Source organism: Brevundimonas sp. MYb52, assembly GCF_002979535.1.
GTDB lineage: Bacteria > Pseudomonadota > Alphaproteobacteria > Caulobacterales > Caulobacteraceae > Brevundimonas.
The window spans coordinates 108868-124360 of the sequence record NZ_PCPB01000006.1 but is presented as its reverse complement, the minus strand read 5'-3'; the positions used below and the strand labels follow the sequence as shown (position 1 = coordinate 124360).

At 68.2% G+C, this 15493-nt stretch carries 13 protein-coding genes, 1 tRNA gene and 1 riboswitch; of the genes, 6 read left to right on the top strand and 8 right to left on the bottom strand.

Going from position 1 to position 15493, the window contains the following annotated elements:
- Positions 1 to 105 precede the first annotated feature (105 nt).
- The 3 genes from CQ039_RS09100 to rlmN form a co-directional block, all read right to left on the bottom strand.
- Positions 106 to 933, bottom strand: a complete 828-nt coding sequence (locus tag CQ039_RS09100) for a serine protease (RefSeq protein WP_105563167.1) — start codon at positions 931 to 933, stop codon at positions 106 to 108.
- A 4-nt stretch (positions 934 to 937) separates the two neighbouring features.
- Positions 938 to 1381, bottom strand: coding sequence for a DUF350 domain-containing protein (locus CQ039_RS09095; protein WP_105563237.1), 444 nt, complete (start codon positions 1379 to 1381; stop codon positions 938 to 940).
- A gap of 135 nt (positions 1382 to 1516) precedes the next feature.
- Positions 1517 to 2692: a 23S rRNA (adenine(2503)-C(2))-methyltransferase RlmN gene (rlmN, locus tag CQ039_RS09090; RefSeq protein WP_105563168.1), complete on the bottom strand. Its 1176-nt coding sequence runs from the start codon at positions 2690 to 2692 to the stop codon at positions 1517 to 1519.
- A gap of 119 nt (positions 2693 to 2811) precedes the next feature.
- Positions 2812 to 2957: riboswitch (yybP-ykoY riboswitch) on the top strand.
- Between the two features lie 29 nt (positions 2958 to 2986).
- Between rlmN and CQ039_RS09085 the strand changes: the two genes are divergently transcribed.
- On the top strand, positions 2987 to 3574 hold the full coding sequence (locus CQ039_RS09085; protein WP_105563238.1) for a manganese efflux pump MntP family protein: 588 nt from the start codon (positions 2987 to 2989) through the stop codon (positions 3572 to 3574).
- 85 nt (positions 3575 to 3659) lie between these two features.
- Positions 3660 to 3884 (top strand): hypothetical protein, encoded by a 225-nt coding sequence (locus CQ039_RS09080; RefSeq protein WP_105563169.1) that lies wholly within the window; start codon positions 3660 to 3662, stop codon positions 3882 to 3884.
- A gap of 47 nt (positions 3885 to 3931) precedes the next feature.
- Here the strand turns inward: CQ039_RS09080 and CQ039_RS09075 are convergent.
- Positions 3932 to 4008 (bottom strand) — tRNA-Met (locus CQ039_RS09075).
- 194 nt (positions 4009 to 4202) lie between these two features.
- Here CQ039_RS09075 and CQ039_RS09070 point away from each other — a divergent pair.
- From CQ039_RS09070 to CQ039_RS09060, 3 genes are all read left to right on the top strand, one after another.
- Positions 4203 to 5429 (top strand): PQQ-dependent sugar dehydrogenase, encoded by a 1227-nt coding sequence (locus CQ039_RS09070; protein ID WP_105563170.1) that lies wholly within the window; start codon positions 4203 to 4205, stop codon positions 5427 to 5429.
- A 210-nt stretch (positions 5430 to 5639) separates the two neighbouring features.
- Positions 5640 to 6845: an acetyl-CoA C-acetyltransferase gene (locus tag CQ039_RS09065; protein ID WP_105563171.1), complete on the top strand. Its 1206-nt coding sequence runs from the start codon at positions 5640 to 5642 to the stop codon at positions 6843 to 6845.
- A gap of 16 nt (positions 6846 to 6861) precedes the next feature.
- Positions 6862 to 9033, top strand: a complete 2172-nt coding sequence (locus tag CQ039_RS09060) for a 3-hydroxyacyl-CoA dehydrogenase NAD-binding domain-containing protein (RefSeq protein ID WP_105563172.1) — start codon at positions 6862 to 6864, stop codon at positions 9031 to 9033.
- Positions 9034 to 9300: 267 nt separating this feature from the next.
- Here CQ039_RS09060 and CQ039_RS09055 read toward each other — a convergent pair whose 3' ends face one another.
- The 3 genes from CQ039_RS09055 to CQ039_RS09045 form a co-directional block, all read right to left on the bottom strand.
- Positions 9301 to 10122, bottom strand: a complete 822-nt coding sequence (locus CQ039_RS09055; protein ID WP_105563173.1) for a TIGR02186 family protein — start codon at positions 10120 to 10122, stop codon at positions 9301 to 9303.
- A complete protein-coding gene (locus CQ039_RS09050; protein ID WP_105563174.1) occupies positions 10122 to 11045 on the bottom strand; it encodes a sulfite exporter TauE/SafE family protein in 924 nt (307 codons plus the stop codon). Before CQ039_RS09050 ends, CQ039_RS09055 begins: the two co-directional genes overlap by 1 nt.
- Positions 11046 to 11162: 117 nt before the next feature.
- Positions 11163 to 14033, bottom strand: coding sequence for a hypothetical protein (locus CQ039_RS09045; protein WP_233190191.1), 2871 nt, complete (start codon positions 14031 to 14033; stop codon positions 11163 to 11165).
- 222 nt (positions 14034 to 14255) lie between these two features.
- Here CQ039_RS09045 and CQ039_RS09040 point away from each other — a divergent pair, with 222 nt between their 5' ends.
- On the top strand, positions 14256 to 14468 hold the full coding sequence (locus CQ039_RS09040; protein ID WP_105563176.1) for a hypothetical protein: 213 nt from the start codon (positions 14256 to 14258) through the stop codon (positions 14466 to 14468).
- Positions 14469 to 14543: 75 nt separating this feature from the next.
- Here the strand turns inward: CQ039_RS09040 and argF are convergent, their stop codons facing one another.
- The gene (gene argF, locus CQ039_RS09035; RefSeq protein WP_105563177.1) at positions 14544 to 15461 is read right to left on the bottom strand and encodes an ornithine carbamoyltransferase; all 918 of its coding nucleotides are present in this window, start codon (positions 15459 to 15461) and stop codon (positions 14544 to 14546) included.
- Positions 15462 to 15493: the final 32 nt, after the last annotated feature.

Here is a 15493-nt window from a genome sequence, read left to right as displayed (position 1 = left end):
CCCATTCTTCCGTCATTCTCCGGTCAAGCCGGAGGATGACGGAGTGAGAGGGGCGCTTCCTGCGATTCCGGATAGCGGTAGCCCCGCGTCCTGGATGCCGCACGATCAAGCCGTCAGGCAGACCACCTGGGCCACGCGCAGATCCCGGCGCAGGCGATCGGCGACCTGGCCGTAGTTGTCGGTGTTGACCGCCTCGCCCAGGGCCTTTTCATCGGCGCGCTGCTCGCCCCGGATGGCGGGGACGAAGGTGTCGGGCGCCGTGGTGTAGATCAGGCCCCGTCGCGGCGCCTCGGCGATGGTCACGCCCAGAACCCGGCCGCGTCGGTCCAGCACCGGCGCCCCCGACAGGCCCGACAGCGTACCCTTCAACCCCTTGGTGCGGCCCGCCTCGGCCCAGGCCAGGACCGGTTCGTCTCGCTCGCCGCGCCCTCTGATCTTCAACGTCTCACGGCCCAGCAGACGCGAGGCCACCTCGCCTGGATGCCCCTGAGGGAAGCCGGGATGGAAGGCGCGCTGACCCTTGCGCAGCGGCGCCGAGGCCGCGACGGGCAAGGCGGGCGGTCCGCCCTCGGTCAGCAACAGAGCCACATCGGCCCGAGCCGCCAACCGCACGTCGGCCGCCAGGGCGCGCCCGCCGCCGATCACCAGGGCCGGACGCGGACAGCCCTCGACCACATGGCGCGCCGTGACCCAGCGGCCGTCGCCGGCGATGGAAAAGGCGGTGCCGGACGAAGGCTGGAAGGGAATATCGGGAGCGATGACGGTGACGGACGGATCGAAGGGTGTGACCGGCCCCAGCAGGGGGCCGTGCGCCTCATCGTCCTCGGGCAGATGCGGGGCGTCGGCCTTTTCGCGGCGGCCCAGCGACACGATCAGCAGGGCGCCGATCACCGCCGCATAGATGGTCCAGTCGGGGAGGTGCGGGAAGCGCATGGCCTCAGCCGGTCAGGGCGGCGGCCAGGATCAGGGCCGTGGCCAGCTTGGCGCCCGCCAGAACCACCGCGGCGGCGACCTCGCCCTTTTCGATGCGTTGCGGCAGGCCAGTCAGCAGCAGGTCGACCACGCGGAAGGCCAGCAGTTGCAGCACCACCGTCGCCACGCCCCAGATGGCGATGTCTCGAATGGAGGTCGAGATCGACAGGGAGACGGCCAAGGGAATGGCCAGCCCCACCAGCACCCCGACAAAGGCCACGGCGGCAGCGGGATTGCCCTGACGGATCAGCGCCACCTCGCGCCACGGCGTCAGCAGGGCATAGACGGTCGCCCCCATGGCCAGCAGGCCGAAGGTCACGACCAGATGTAGGACCAGGATCGGAAATCCGGTGGCGAAGGCCTGAACCTCGGGGCTCGACAGGACGCTGGGCAGAGACGACGAGTCCATGATGTGCGAGCCCGCAGCCCCCTGCTGAAAACGGAACGAAAGCAAAACAAGCCATGCCCGATCCGCCGCCCCTTCCGCAAGGGCGCCGGAGCCACACCCGATCAGGAAAACAGCGTTACGCCGCTTGCCGCGACATCAGGCCGCGTCCGACGTCTCCGCGTCCGCCTCGCGCTCGGCCTTGATGCGCGCCGAGGCCCGCTGCTTTTCGCTCTCGGACTTCAGCTGGCCGCAGGCGGCGAGGATGTCGCGGCCGCGCGGGGTGCGGATGGGCGAGGCGTAGCCGGCCTTGTTCAGGATGGCGGCGAAGCGTTCGATGGTCTTCCAGTCCGAGCACTCGTAGTCGGTGCCGGGCCAGGGGTTGAACGGGATCAGGTTGACCTTGGAGGGGATGCCCTCGATCAGCTTGACCAGGGCGCGGGCCTCGTCGGGGCTGTCGTTGACGCCCTTCAGCATGACGTATTCGAAGGTCACGCGGCGGGTGTTGGCCAGACCCGGATAGGCGCGGATGCCGGCCATCAACTGTTCCAGCGGATACTTCTTGTTCAGCGGCACCAGGACGTCGCGCAGGGCGTCGTTGGTGGCGTGCAGGCTGATGGCCAGCATGGCCGCCGTACGATCGCCCAGGGCCTGAAGCTGCGGCACCACGCCCGAGGTCGAGACGGTGATCCGGCGGCGCGACAGGGCGATGCCCTCATTGTCCGAGATGATGTCGATGGCGTCAGCGACATTGTCCAGATTGTAGAGCGGCTCGCCCATGCCCATGAAGACGATGTTCGTCAGTTGACGGTCTTCCTTGGGCGACGGCCATTCCCCCAGGTCGTCACGCGCCACCTGAACCTGGGCCACGATCTCGGCGGCCGTCAGGTTGCGGACCAGCTTCTGCGTGCCGGTGTGGCAGAAGGTGCAGTTCAGGGTGCAGCCGACCTGTGAGGACACGCACAGGGCGCCGGCGCGGCCCACGTCGGGAATATAGACGGCCTCGATCTCGATGCCCGGAGCGGTGCGGATCAGGTATTTGCGCGTGCCGTCCCTGGACACCTGACGCTCGACGATCTCGGGGCGGGCCAGGGTGAAGGCCTCGGCCAGGGCCGCGCGGGTTTCCTTGCCGATGTCGCTCATCAGGGCGAAGTCGGTGACGCCGTAGTGGTGAATCCAGCGCCAGACCTGGGTGGCGCGCATTTTCGCCTTCTCGGGCGGGCAGATCTTCGCTTCGATCAGCGCATTGCGCAGGCCCTCGCGCGTCAGACCGGACAGGTTGACGGGGGCTTTAGCTGCGGCGGAAGCACGCGAAAGGTCGAGCGTGATGCTCAAGGCTGAATATCCTGCGGCGGGGGTGAAGGCGCGGCGTCTAGCACAGATGGGAGCCGTTGTCGCCTCCAGCCAGTCCGGCGGGGTTGAACCGCAGCCCCCCAGCCGCTAGAGGGGCCGGGTTGGGGAGTAGCTTCCGACGTCTTTCAGTCGGGATCGCGTCAACACACTTGCTCTGGCTTCAGGGCATGGCGCGATCAGCGGATTTCGTCCGCCTAGCGAGACCAGCACGATCCGGGGGCCGAGCCGGCCTGCGCCCGGACGTGCTGTCACGCGCCCGGCCCGAGTATGTTGTTCATGACCCCTGTCGCCATCGCCGTGCTGTCGCTCAGCATGTCCGCAGACGCCTTCGCGGCCGCCATCGGCCGGGGCGCCCAGCACCGCCCCACCCTGCCTCAGGCCCTGCGCGCGGGACTGGTGTTCGGGGTGATCGAGGCCGTCACCCCCCTGATCGGCTTCGCCCTGGGCGTCGCCGCCGCCGGATTCGTCGCCGCCATCGACCACTGGATCGCCTTCGGCCTGCTGGGCGCGGTCGGCGGCAAGATGATCTGGGAGGCGCTGAAACCCGACGAAGACGCCGAAGAAGATGAAACGCCGACGGGCAGAGCCGCCTCGCGCGGCCTGCTGGCCCTGATCGCCACCGCCGTCGGCACCTCGATCGATGCGGGCGCCGTCGGGGTCGGCCTAGCCCTGCTGGGAGCCAATATCTGGCTGATCGCCGCCTGCATCGGCTTCACCACCTTCACCCTGGCGACGCTCGGCCTGCTGATCGGCAAGGCGGCGGGGACGCGGCTGGGCAAGATCGTGGAACTGGTCGGCGGGGTCGCCCTGATCGCCCTGGGCCTCAAGATCCTGCTGGAGCATCTGGGCGTGATGACCTTCTAAAGCTGGGCCTTGCATCACGGGCGCGGCTGGCGGAACGTCCGCCCTCGACTAACCGTTAAGCCGCCAGTCGCAAGGAGACATCGTCATGCGCGCCGCCCTCGTCCTCGCCGCCTTCGTCGCCCCCCTCGCTCTCGGCGCCTGCGCCACTGGCCGGACGTCATCGACCTATCAGCAGGATCTCGACAAGCTTGAAGCGGAATGCACCACGCGCGGCGGCATCCTGTCGCCGAGCGGCGCCATGACAGGCCGACCGCAGACCGATTATGTCTGCAAGATCACCGGAGGCGCGACGCGCCTTCCTCAAAACTAGAAGCCCGCACAATACAGGACTTCGCATGCCATGTGCGGAAAGGTCCGTGGTGGTTGGAGGCGGGATCGAACCGCCGACCTGTGGGTTATGAATCCACCGCTCTAACCATCTGAGCTACCCAACCCCTTACGGGATCTCGCGAAAGGTCATGCGACCGGCCAGCGCGAGAGGCGTGCGTATATCGCCGCCTTCGGTCGGGTTCAAGTCGCTTCGACATGGAAATCGCGCGGGACGATCGGTCGCGGACGGTTTCGGCTCGCGCGCAGAGCGGCGAGGCTTCATTCTGGATGGCGACATACAGCTGTTCTGGAGAGCCTCATGCGTCCGATCTTCCTCGCCGCGTCCGCCTCGCTTCTCGTCCTCACCGCCGCCTGCGGGGCCAATGGGCAGGATGCGCCCGCAGCCCCTGGCGCCCCCGTCGAGACCCGCCCCGCCAATAACCCGGACCAGAAGCCAGCCTTCGGCGGCCAGACCCGCGCGCCGGGAGTCCAGACCGCGGGAACCCTGCGCAACGAAACCATCGCCTCGGGCCTGGTCCATCCCTGGGGCCTGACCTTGCTGCCCGACGGTCAGTGGCTGGTGACGGAGAAGCCCGGCCGGATGCGGGTGATCTCGGCCCAGGGCCAGGTCGGCGCCCCGATCGCCGGCCTGCCCGCCGTCTCGGCGCGCGGCCAGGGCGGCCTGCTGGACGTCATCCTCAGCCCCACCTTCGCCCAGGATCGACTGATCTACTGGTCCTACGCCCAGCCGCGTGAGGGCGGCAACGGCACGGCGGTCGCGCGCGGCCGCCTGTCCGCCGACCTGTCGAAGGTCGAAAACGTCCAGGTCATCTTCCAGGCCCAGCCCACCTATGACGGCGACAAGCATTTCGGCTCTTCCCTGGCCTTTGCGCCAGACGGCAAGCTGTTCATCACGCTCGGCGAACGTTCGGACAAGCCGATGCGGCCCCAGGCCCAGGACCTGGGCTCGCACATGGGCAAGACCATCCGCATCAATGCTGACGGCAGCGTGCCGTCCGACAATCCCTTCGTCGGCCAAGCGGGGGCCCGGCCGGAGATCTGGTCCCTGGGCCACCGCAACATGCAAGGCATCGCCGTCCAGCCGGGCACGGGCGCCATCTGGACCGTCGAGCACGGCACGCGCGGCGGCGACGAGATCAACCTGGATCAGGCGGGCAAGAACTACGGCTGGCCCGGCGTCGCCTATGGCATCGAATACAATGGTCAGGCCATTCCCGAGGCCGTGACGGCGCGCGAGGGCACGGAACAACCGGTCTATTACTGGGACCCGGTCATCGCGCCCGGCGGCATGACCTTCTACAGCGGCGCCATGTTCCCCGGCTGGCAGGGCAACCTTCTGGTCACCGGCCTGGGCGGCAAGCAGTTGGCGCGCCTGGTGCTGCAGAACAACCGCGTCGTCGGTGAGGAACGCCTGCTGACCGGGCTGAACGAGCGCATCCGCGACGTGGCCGTCGGCCCCGACGGCGCCGTCTGGGTCGTCACTGACGAGGAGGACGGCAAGCTGGTGCGATTGGCCAAGGAATAGGCGTCGCCTTCATAATTCCGCTCATCCCCGCCTCCGCGGGGATGAGCGGGTGGGAGGGGCCGTCCGCCAAGGGCCTCACGCGCCTTGTTACTTGACGTTGACGTAAACGTCGGGTTTCTACGCACCAAGTTTCAATTCCAGACCCGTCCCTCAAGCAGCGAGGCGCCGCGCGCCGAGCGATAGGGACCCTAGAAGCAAGAGAGACACTTCATGGCCGACGCCTACATCTACGACGCCGTGCGCACCCCGCGCGGCAAGGGCAAGAAGGACGGTTCGCTTCACGAGATCACCGCCCTGTCGCTGGCGACGCAGGTGCTGGAAGCGATCCGCGACCGCAACGGCCTGGACACCTCCAAGGTGGACGACGTCATCCTCGGCTGCGTCTCGCCGGTGGGCGAACAGGGCGCCGACATCGCCCGCACCGCCGTGCTGAACGCCGGCTGGTCCCAGGCCACGGCGGGCGTGCAGATCAACCGCTTCTGCGCCTCGGGTCTGGAAGCCGTGAACATGGCCGCCGCCAAGGTGAAATCCGGCGAGGCCGACTTCGCCGTCGGCGGCGGCGTCGAAGCCATGAGCCGCGTGCCGATGGGCTCGGACGGCGGCGCCTGGCCGGTCGACCCGTCCAGCGCCTTCGCCACCTATTTCGTGCCGCAAGGCGTTTCGGCCGACATGATCGCCTCCAAGTGGGGCTTCAGCCGCGCCGACGTGGACGCCTATTCGGTCGAGAGCCACAAGCGCGCCGCCCAGTCCTGGGCCGAGGGCCGCTTCAAGAAGTCGGTCGTGCCGGTTCTGGACCAGCTGGGTCTGGTCCGCCTGGACCATGACGAGACCATTCGTCCGAACACGGACATGCAGACGCTGGGCGCGCTGAACGCCTCCTTCGCCATGATGGGCGAGATGGCCTTCGACAGCGTGATCAACCAACGCTATCCCGAGGTCGAGCGCGTCAACCACGTCCACACCCCCGGCAACTCCTCGGGCATCGTCGATGGTTCGGCGGGCGTCCTGATCGGTTCGCTGGAAGCCGGCAAGGCCCTGGGCCTGAAGCCGCGCGCCAAGATCCGCGGCGCCGCCTCGATCGGCTCGGAGCCGTCGATCATGCTGACCGGCCCCGAGTTCGTGACCCACAAGCTGCTGGGTCGTCTGGGCATGAAGTCCACCGACATCGACCTCTATGAGCTGAACGAGGCCTTCGCCGCCGTCGTCCTGCGCTACATGCAGGCGCTCGACATTCCGCACGACAAGATCAACGTCTGCGGCGGCGCCATCGCCATGGGCCACCCGCTCGGCGCCACGGGCGCCATGATCACCGGCGTGGTGCTGGACGAGCTGGAACGCTCGGACAAGGAAACCGCCCTCATCACCCTGTGCATCGGCGGCGGCATGGGCACCGCCACCGTCATCGAACGCGTCTGATCGGGAGCGACTGACCATGGAAAACTTCAAGATCGACGTGGACGCCGACGGCGTCGCCCTGATCACCTTCGACGTCCCCGGACGCTCGATGAACACCCTGACCTCGTCCGTCATGGCCGAGATTCCGCAGCTGGTGGAACGCATCAAGACCGACGACGCCATCAAGGGCGCGGTCCTGACCTCGGGCAAGACGTCTGGCTTCTGCGCCGGCGCGGACCTCGGCGACATCGCCGGCGGCATGATCGGCGGCGCCAGCCTGCAGGACGCCTATGACGCCGGCTGGAAAATGAACGGCGCCCTGCGTGCGCTGGAAACCTGCGGCAAGCCGGTGGCCGCGGCCATCAACGGCCTGGCGCTCGGCGGCGGTCTGGAGCTGACGCTGGCCTGCCACTACCGCGTGGTCGAGAACGACAACAAGATCCAGCTGGGCCTGCCCGAGATCAAGGTCGGCCTCTTCCCCGGCGGCGGCGGCACCCAGCGCCTGACGCGCCTGATCGGCGTCCAGCCCGCCATGATGGCCATGACCGAGGGCAAGTCCTTCCGTCCCAACGACGCCAAGGGCGCGGGCATCGTCCACGAGATCGCTGAAAAGGGTCAGTCGGTCGAAGCCGCCAAGACCTGGATCAAGAACGGCGGCAAGGCCGTGCAGCCGTGGGACGACAAATCCTTCAAACTGCCCGGCGGCGGCCCTTACCACCCGGCCGGCATCCAGAACTTCCTGGTCGGCAACGCGATGATCCGCAAGCAGACCTACGGCAACTATCCCGCCGCGACCAACCTGATGAAGGCCGTCTATGAGGGCGTCCAGGTGCCGATGGACGCGGCCCTGCGCATCGAGACCCGCTACTTCATCAAGACCCTGATGACGCCGCAGGCCCAGGCCATGATCCGCAGCCTCTTCCTGTCCAAGCAGGAACTGGACAAGGGCGCCGTGCGTCCGGCGGGGGTGCCGAAGTCGGACGCCAAGAAGGTCACGGTGCTGGGCGCCGGCATGATGGGCGCAGGCGTGGCCTATGTGCAGGTCATGGCCGGCATCGAAACCGTCCTGATCGACCAGACCCAGGAAGCCGCCGACAAGGGCAAGGCCCACGTCGAGGAGCTGCTGAAGAAGCGCCTGTCGCGCGGCCAGATGACCCAGGAGAAGTTCGACTCCACCCTGGCCCTGGTCACCGCCACCACCGACTACGATCACATCAAGGGTTCGGACCTGGTCATCGAGGCCGTGTTCGAAAACCGCGAGATCAAGGCCGACGTGACCAAACGCGCCGAGGCGCAACTGGCTGAAGGCGCCGTCTTCGGCTCCAACACCTCGACCCTGCCGATCACCGGTCTGGCCGAGGCTTCGGTCCGTCCCGAGGACTTCATCGGCATCCACTTCTTCTCGCCCGTCGACAAGATGATGCTGGTCGAGATCATCCTCGGCGAGAAGACCGGCCCGGCCGCCATCGCCAAGGCCATCGACTACGTCCTGAAGATCAAGAAGACGCCGATCGTCGTCAACGACAGCCGCGGCTTCTACACCTCGCGCTGCTTCTCCACCTTCCTGATGGAAGGCATGGCCATGCTCGAAGAGGGCTATGCCCCGGCCCTGATCGACAACGTCGGCCGGATGACCGGCATGCCGCGCGGCCCGCTGGAGATGCACGACGACGTGGCCCTGGACCTCTCCTACAAGATCGCCAAGCAGACGGCGATCGACCTGGGCGACGCCTATGTCCCGGCCGAGGGCGCCGACATTGTCGCCAAGATGGTCGAGGGCGGCCGTTACGGCCGCAAGAACGGCAAGGGCTTCTACGACTATGACAGCAAGCCCAAGACCCTGTGGGCGGGCCTGTCGGAACTGGCCCCGGTCAAGTTCGACGACTCGACCCCGGAACTGGTCGACGAACTGAAGACGCGCCTGCTCTATCGTCAGGCCGTCGAGGTCGCGCGCTGCTGGGCCGAGGGCGTCATCGACGACCCGCGTGAAGCTGACCTGGGCGCCATCCTGGGCTGGGGCTTCGCGCCTTGGTCGGGCGGTCCGATCACCCTGATCGACCAGACCGGCCTGAAAGCCTTCGTCGAGACCGCCGACCGCCTGACCGCGACCTACGGCGACCGCTTCAAAGTGCCGGAACTGCTGCGCGAGATGGCCGCCAAGGGCGAGACCTTCTACGGCCGCTTCGCCCCGGAGAAGAAGGCGGCCTGATCCGGCTGACTTCGGACTGAAACGGAAAGGGCGGCTCCTCGGAGCCGCCCTTTTTCTTTGACGCCCCTTCCCTTGCCGTCATCCCGGAAAGCGCGCAGCGCTTATCCGGGACCCAGAGGGTGGAGGTGTGTGAAGCGTCGTCGCATGTGGAGCCGCCGCCTGGGTCCCGGCTCTCCGCTTCGCTGCGGCCGGGATGACAGCAGATAGAACTGCGCTCAGGCAGCGAGCCGCCGCGCGGCGAGCGATAGCGCCCTAAAAAGAAGCCCCCTACCTACTCCTGAACACTCGCGACGCGGCATAGCCCGTCAGGGCCGCCAGAATGACGCACAGCACGCCGTAGGACCACGGCCGGCGGTGGGCGAACTCATAGATGTCGCGCTCCAGCCCGACCTTCTCGACCGTCAGCGTCAGGTTGGACACCGAGACCGGCGCCCCCTCCTGAAACAGCCAGACCTCGGCGTAGTATTTGCCGGTCGGGGCCACGGTCGGCAGCTCGACTTCGGCGCGGAACAGGCCCTTGTCGACGAACTGCACCCCGTCGGGATCGGTGTTGTAGAGGGCCGCCGCCTCCTTCAGCCGGATCACGGCCCGGCGCCAGTCCAGGTAGTTCTCGCCCAGACGGCTGACCACCACGTCGCGCACGCCATAGCGAGTGACGGTGCGGCTTTCCTGCGGCGCGTCGATGCGGAGGTGATCGACGCCGACGCCGAGCCGACGCAACTGACCGAAGTCCGCGACATCCGACAGGGGCCGGGTCGAGGCGGTCATGTAGAAGCCGGGCGCGCCCTCGAACAGGACCGGGCGGCTGTTCAGCCAGACGCCCATGTTGCGGGTCTTCTTGACCAGACGCACCGGGGCGTCCGGGCCGCGCACCACCACCACCACGTCGGCGGGCGTGTCGGTCGGATTGAACACCGCGCCATAGAGGACAATGGAGGCGCCGCGGAAGCTGGAGTCGACCTTGACCTGGGCGTCGGTCAGGGCGGCGGCGACGCGCACCTCGCCCTCGGTGGCGACCGAGCGTTCGATCACGCCGGGCTGTACCGGAGCGACGATGGACGCGGGTTCGGGCGGCAAGGCCTGGAACATCAGTCCGACACTCCCGGCGCCAGCAGGAAGAGGTCGCTGGGCCGCACAAACAGCTCCAACCCCATCTGGATGCCGACCAGAAGGACGATCAGGCCAAGCGCCGCGCGCATCTCCTCGGCGCGGAAGCGGCCCGACAGCCGGGCCCCGAACTGGGCCCCGACCACCCCGCCCAGCAGCAGGATGGTCGACAGGACGATGTCCACCGTCTGGTTGCGCCCGGCCTGCAGGATGGTGGTGATGGCCGTGGTGATGATGATCTGAAACAGGCTGGTGCCGACCACGACATTGGCCCGCATCCGCAGCACATAGAGCATGGCCGGGACCAGGATGAAGCCGCCGCCGACCCCCATGATGGCCGACAGGACGCCCGCGAACACGCCCAGGCCAAACGGCGGAATGGCGCTGATGTAGAGGCCCGAGCGCGGGAAACGCATCCGGAACGGCAGGCCGTACAGCCACATGGGGCGGCGACGCTCCTTGCGCGGCGGGGTCTCGCCCCGCACCCGATGCAGGATCTGCGTCAGGCTCTCGTACAGCATCATGCTGCCGATGGCGCCGAGGAAGACCAGGTAGGAGACCGCCACCACCAGATCGGCCTGGCCCAGCAGGCGCAGGTAGCGGAACAGCTCAACCCCGGCGAGCGCGCCGAGCGCCCCGCCCACGGCCATGATGCCGCCGATGCGGTAGTCGACCGCCTTCATGCCGGAATAGCGAATCACGCCCGAGGTCGAAGAGGCGACGACGTGGCTGGCCTGGCTGGCGACGGCCACGGTCGGGGGGATGCCCATGAAGACCAGGACGGGGGCCATCAGGAAGCCGCCGCCGATGCCGAACAGGCCCGAGACAAAGCCGACCAGCGCGCCCAGCATCACCAGGAACGGCCAGTTCACCGAAACCTCGGCGATCGGCAGGTAAATATCCACGGCACGCGCCTTCGGCTGGAAGGGAACGCAGAACTGCGCCGGAAAGGCGACTACAACCCGGTCTTAGCGGCGGCTGCGGCGAACCGCCACCCCCGCCGGGCCTTCACCCGCCGTCCGTCAGGCCAACGGCGCGACTGTGAAGGCGTCCGCCGCCTCGCGGGCCACGCGGCGCGTCTCGGCCGAGGTCAGGGGCGTCAGCCGCTGCACCGCCGCCAGGGCCTGCTGGTCGCCGCGTCGGGCCGCGATCATGTACCACTTGAAGGCTTCAGTCGCGTTGGGGGCCACGCCCTCGTCGCCCTTCTCATAGAGACGCGCCACATTGTACTGGCTGTCAACGCGGCCGGCCTCGGCCGCCTTCTTGAGCCAGTTCAGGGCCTCGACGCGGTTCCGCGCGCCGCCTTCGCCGTCATACAACTGCATGGCGTAATAATGCATGGCGCGCGCTTCGCCGCCCTCGGCCGCGCGTCGCGCCCAGGCGCGCGCCTCGACCGGATCAGGCGTCAGGCCGGCGCCGCCCTCCTGATAGAGGCCCGCCAGACGCATCTGCGCCGGGCCGTAACCCAGGTTGGCCGCCCGCTTCAGGGTCTCCAGACCGCTGTCGTCGCCGTTGTCGATCAACTGCACGCCGCGCGCATAGAGGGCCGCACCTTCGCTCGCCGCCACGTCCGGCGACGGCACAGCCTCGGTCGGCGTCGCGTCGAGGGCCACAGCCGCGATCGGCGCATCGGGCGTTCCCGCGGCCGGGGCTGCGCCGCCGGTCAGGGTCGCCATGTCGGGCAGGATCAGGCCCGAACCTTCGGCCAGTTGCAGCGAGGCGTATCCCCCGCCCATGACCAGGGCGGCCACGGCCGAGGCGCCCAGGGCCTTGCGCATGGTCGAGCCTTCGCGGCTGGCCTGTCTATCCAGACGTTCCTGCAGCTTGGACTTGCCGCCGCGCTTCAATCCGAAGCCCTTGCGCGGGGCTTCCTCGGCGCCGGCCATGGCGGCGCGCGCGGCGTCCAAGGTGTCGCGGGTGGTGGCCCGACCGGCGGCTGCGCCCGCCTTCAGCGCAGCCGGGTCAATGAAGTCGATGTCGGCCGAGAAGCCGTCCTCGTCGTCGCCCGCCGGTCCGTCCACCAGCGGCGGCAAGCCGCCGACCGCGCCCTGATCCGGATCGGCCAGGACATCGCTGACGTCGGCGCCGCCGAAATCATCGGCCGCCGATGCGGCGAACATCTGCTCGGCGAAGTTCGGTTCGACCTCGTCGACCAGCTCCATCGACACCGCGCCGAAGCGAGCGCGCTCGGGGCTCGAGCCGAACAGGGCCGACGGCGGCGCCTCTGGCTCCTCGGCCGGAGCGAAGACGTTCAGTTCGGCGTCCAGAGGGTCGGAGAAGACCGGCTCGGGATCGCTGACCGTCGGGCTCGGGAATGGCGCGGCGTCCAGCACCCCGCCCAGAGTATCCTCGGACCACAGGTCGGCGACAGGATCGGCGAAGGCGGCGGCGCGCCAGTCCCCGCTCGGGCTCTCCGCCGGGCTCCAGGGCGTCGGCTCCGGGCTTTCCAGCGGCGTTTCGCGACGGGCCGCGCGGCTTCCGCGCTGTTCCATGCTGTCGCGAGCCTCGGCCAGAAGGCGCGCCGTGCGCTCCTCGCTCTGGCGCATCCGTTCGCCCAGTTCGCCCGAGGCGCGGTCGTGGCGTTGCTCGATCTTGTCGGTGTTTTCGGTCAGGCGACGGCCGATGTCGTCCAGGGCCTGGGCCGAGCGACGTTCCGACTGGGCGATGCGTTCGGACAGGCGATCCGAGATGCGGGTGATCTCGCCGCCCAGACGCTCCAGCGCCAGGGCGTGCTGATCGTCCGAGCGGGTGATGCGCTGATCCACCGCCTGGGCGTGGCGCTGCATCTCGCGATCCAGCTTCTCGTTCAGTTCGCGGCCTAGAGTCTGGCTCAAGGCCTGGCCAAGGGCTTCGACGTCTGGGCCGACAGCGCCGACCTCGACCTTCTCGACCCGCTGATTCAAATTCTGTGCGATGCGCAGAACCTCACGGCCCATGGCTTCCACGGCGTCGGCCGAGCGCTGCTCGGCGGCGCGAGTCTGATCGCCCACAGCGGCCAGGGCGCGCTCGATGCGGTCCACACGGCCTTCGGTTTCGGCCACGTCGAGACGCCGCATCATCTCGACACGGCTGCCTTCGACCTGCCGCGTCAGGGTCTCGGCCAGCTTCTCGAACCGGGCCGCCTCACGGCTGTGCTCGGGCTCGACCTGGCTCTCGGCGGCGCGTAGCCGCAGATCCAGGGCGGCGAACGATCGTTCCAGCCCCTTCAGCGCGTCAGAGGTGCGCTCCTGCGCCTCGTCCAGCCGGACGCCGACCTGAGCCAGAACATCCGTGCCCGGACCGGGACCCGCAGCCTTCTCGACCGCCTCCATCCGCTCGCGCAGTTCGCCGATGGTGTTCCGCTGACGCTCGTCCAGATCGAACAGGCGACTGGAGACGGCGCCCAGGGCGGCGTCCAGTCGGGCGAAGCCTTCTTCGCTCTTGGGGCCAGTCTCCTGCTCGAAGCGGCGCAGACGCTTGTGGCCCTCGCGCAGTTCGTCGGCGATGTCGTCGATTCGGCGCGCATAGCCCAGGCCGATCTCGTCCTGCTTCTCCATCCGCCGCACCAGACCGGCCACGGCCTGATCAACGCCCTGAATGGCGATGGTCGAGCGGCGCTCGGCGGCCTCCAGCCGACCGGCGATGATTTCCAGCGAGGCGCCGAGGCGCAGGTCGTCCTCGTCGGCGCCATAGACGTCGTCCAGCCGACGCGAACGGCTGCGACGGTCATAGGGATCGGGAATGGGCGTGCGGCGCGGCAGAGGCGTGACGCCCTCGTCCTCGTCCGGCTCGTCCATGATCATGGAATTCAGCCACTCGCCGAGCGTCATGCCTGAACGGCGCGCAAGGTCCTTGGCGATCTCGCGAGCCTTGGGGTCTATCCCCTTCACGCTCCACGGCGCTGCTGCGCTCACTGATTCGCCTCCCGAGTCTTTGTGGGACGCTACCGCTCCAGATCAAGCGTGTAAACGTGTCGTTAACCGCAATATCTGGCGCCTGAGGCGACAGAATCACCGGCAGCGCTTGATCGCGATGTCGCGCTTTTCAGCCCGATATGGTTAACGCTGCGTTTAGATTCAGCTTCTCGCGAATTTTCGCCTTGCGAAGCGGCGCCTTAAACGCCACCTGCCCTCGCCATGAGCCCTTCGCTGACCCTGACTCTGCTGGCCGCCGCCATCGCCGTTGCCGTGTTTTCCGGCTGGCGCGGGGCGCGGCCGCCGGACCTGTCAAAGGGGCCGCGCATGATGCCGTGGCGGTTCATCATGCTGGTCGCCGGGGCGCTGACCTTCCTGCTGCTGATCCACCTGGCCTCGACCCTGAGCGGACGCACCGTCCCGCCCCCCTACTGAGGCGAGCGCGGAAAAAAAGCCCTCAAGCAGCCTCGCCCCGCGGGCGAGGCGTTAGGGCCCCTTCGCAGGCGAGGTTCACTCGCCTGCGAAACACCAAGCCAAGACCGCCTTCTGAGCGTGGATGCGGTTCTCGGCCTCGTCCCAGATCAGCGAGCGCGGGCCGTCGATGACTTCGTCCGTCACCTCTTCGCCGCGGTGGGCGGGCAGGCAGTGCAGGAAGACGGCGTCGGCGTTGGCCCGCTCCATCAGGGCCTCGTCGACCTGATAGGGCTCGAAGGCGGCCAGACGCGCCTCATAGTCCTGATCGCCCATCGACACCCAGGTGTCGGTGACCACCACGTCAGCGCCGACCACGGCCTCGCGCGGGTCGCTGGTCAGGAAGACGTGGGCGCCGCCCTTCTCCAGGTCACGCAGGTCGGGGTGGTATTCCGCCGGACAGGCGACGTTCAGACGGAAGCCGAACTTGGCCGCCGCGTGCATGAAGCTGTGGCAGACGTTGTTGCCGTCGCCGACCCAGGCGACGGTCTTGCCCGCGATCGGACCCAGGTGCTCCTCGATCGTCAGCAGGTCGGCCAGGATCTGGCACGGGTGGCTGCGGTCGGTCAGGCCGTTGACGACGGGCACGGTGGAGACGCGGGCGAAACGCTCGACGTCCTCATGATTGTTGGCGCGGATCATCACGGCGTCGACCATGCGCGACAGGACCTTGGCCGTGTCCTCGACCGGCTCGCCGCGCCCCAACTGCATATCGGATGCCGTGGCGATGATGGCCGAGCCGCCCAGCTGGCGGATAGCTGCGTCGAAGCTGAAACGGGTGCGCGTCGAGTTCTTCTCGAAGATCATGGCCAGGACGCGGTCCTTGCCCGGCGCATCGGCGTCGGAACGCCCCTGAGGCCAGCCCTTGCGCGCCTGCTTGCGGGCGTGGGCGTCGTCCAGAATGGCGCGCAGGTCGGCCGAGTCCAGCCGGTGAATGTCGAGGAAGTGACGGACCATGACAGAACCTCTCCCTCCCCGCTCTGGGGAGG

Coding starts and splice junctions, on each gene's coding strand:
- CQ039_RS09100 (WP_105563167.1), bottom strand. CDS start 933: ATGCGCTTCCCGCACCTCCCCGACTGGACCATCTATGCGGCGGTGATC.
- CQ039_RS09095 (WP_105563237.1), bottom strand. CDS start 1,381: ATGGACTCGTCGTCTCTGCCCAGCGTCCTGTCGAGCCCCGAGGTTCAG.
- CQ039_RS09085 (WP_105563238.1), top strand. CDS start 2,987: ATGACCCCTGTCGCCATCGCCGTGCTGTCGCTCAGCATGTCCGCAGAC.
- CQ039_RS09080 (WP_105563169.1), top strand. CDS start 3,660: ATGCGCGCCGCCCTCGTCCTCGCCGCCTTCGTCGCCCCCCTCGCTCTC.
- CQ039_RS09070 (WP_105563170.1), top strand. CDS start 4,203: ATGCGTCCGATCTTCCTCGCCGCGTCCGCCTCGCTTCTCGTCCTCACC.
- CQ039_RS09065 (WP_105563171.1), top strand. CDS start 5,640: ATGGCCGACGCCTACATCTACGACGCCGTGCGCACCCCGCGCGGCAAG.
- CQ039_RS09060 (WP_105563172.1), top strand. CDS start 6,862: ATGGAAAACTTCAAGATCGACGTGGACGCCGACGGCGTCGCCCTGATC.
- CQ039_RS09055 (WP_105563173.1), bottom strand. CDS start 10,122: ATGTTCCAGGCCTTGCCGCCCGAACCCGCGTCCATCGTCGCTCCGGTA.
- CQ039_RS09040 (WP_105563176.1), top strand. CDS start 14,256: ATGAGCCCTTCGCTGACCCTGACTCTGCTGGCCGCCGCCATCGCCGTT.
- argF (WP_105563177.1), bottom strand. CDS start 15,461: ATGGTCCGTCACTTCCTCGACATTCACCGGCTGGACTCGGCCGACCTG.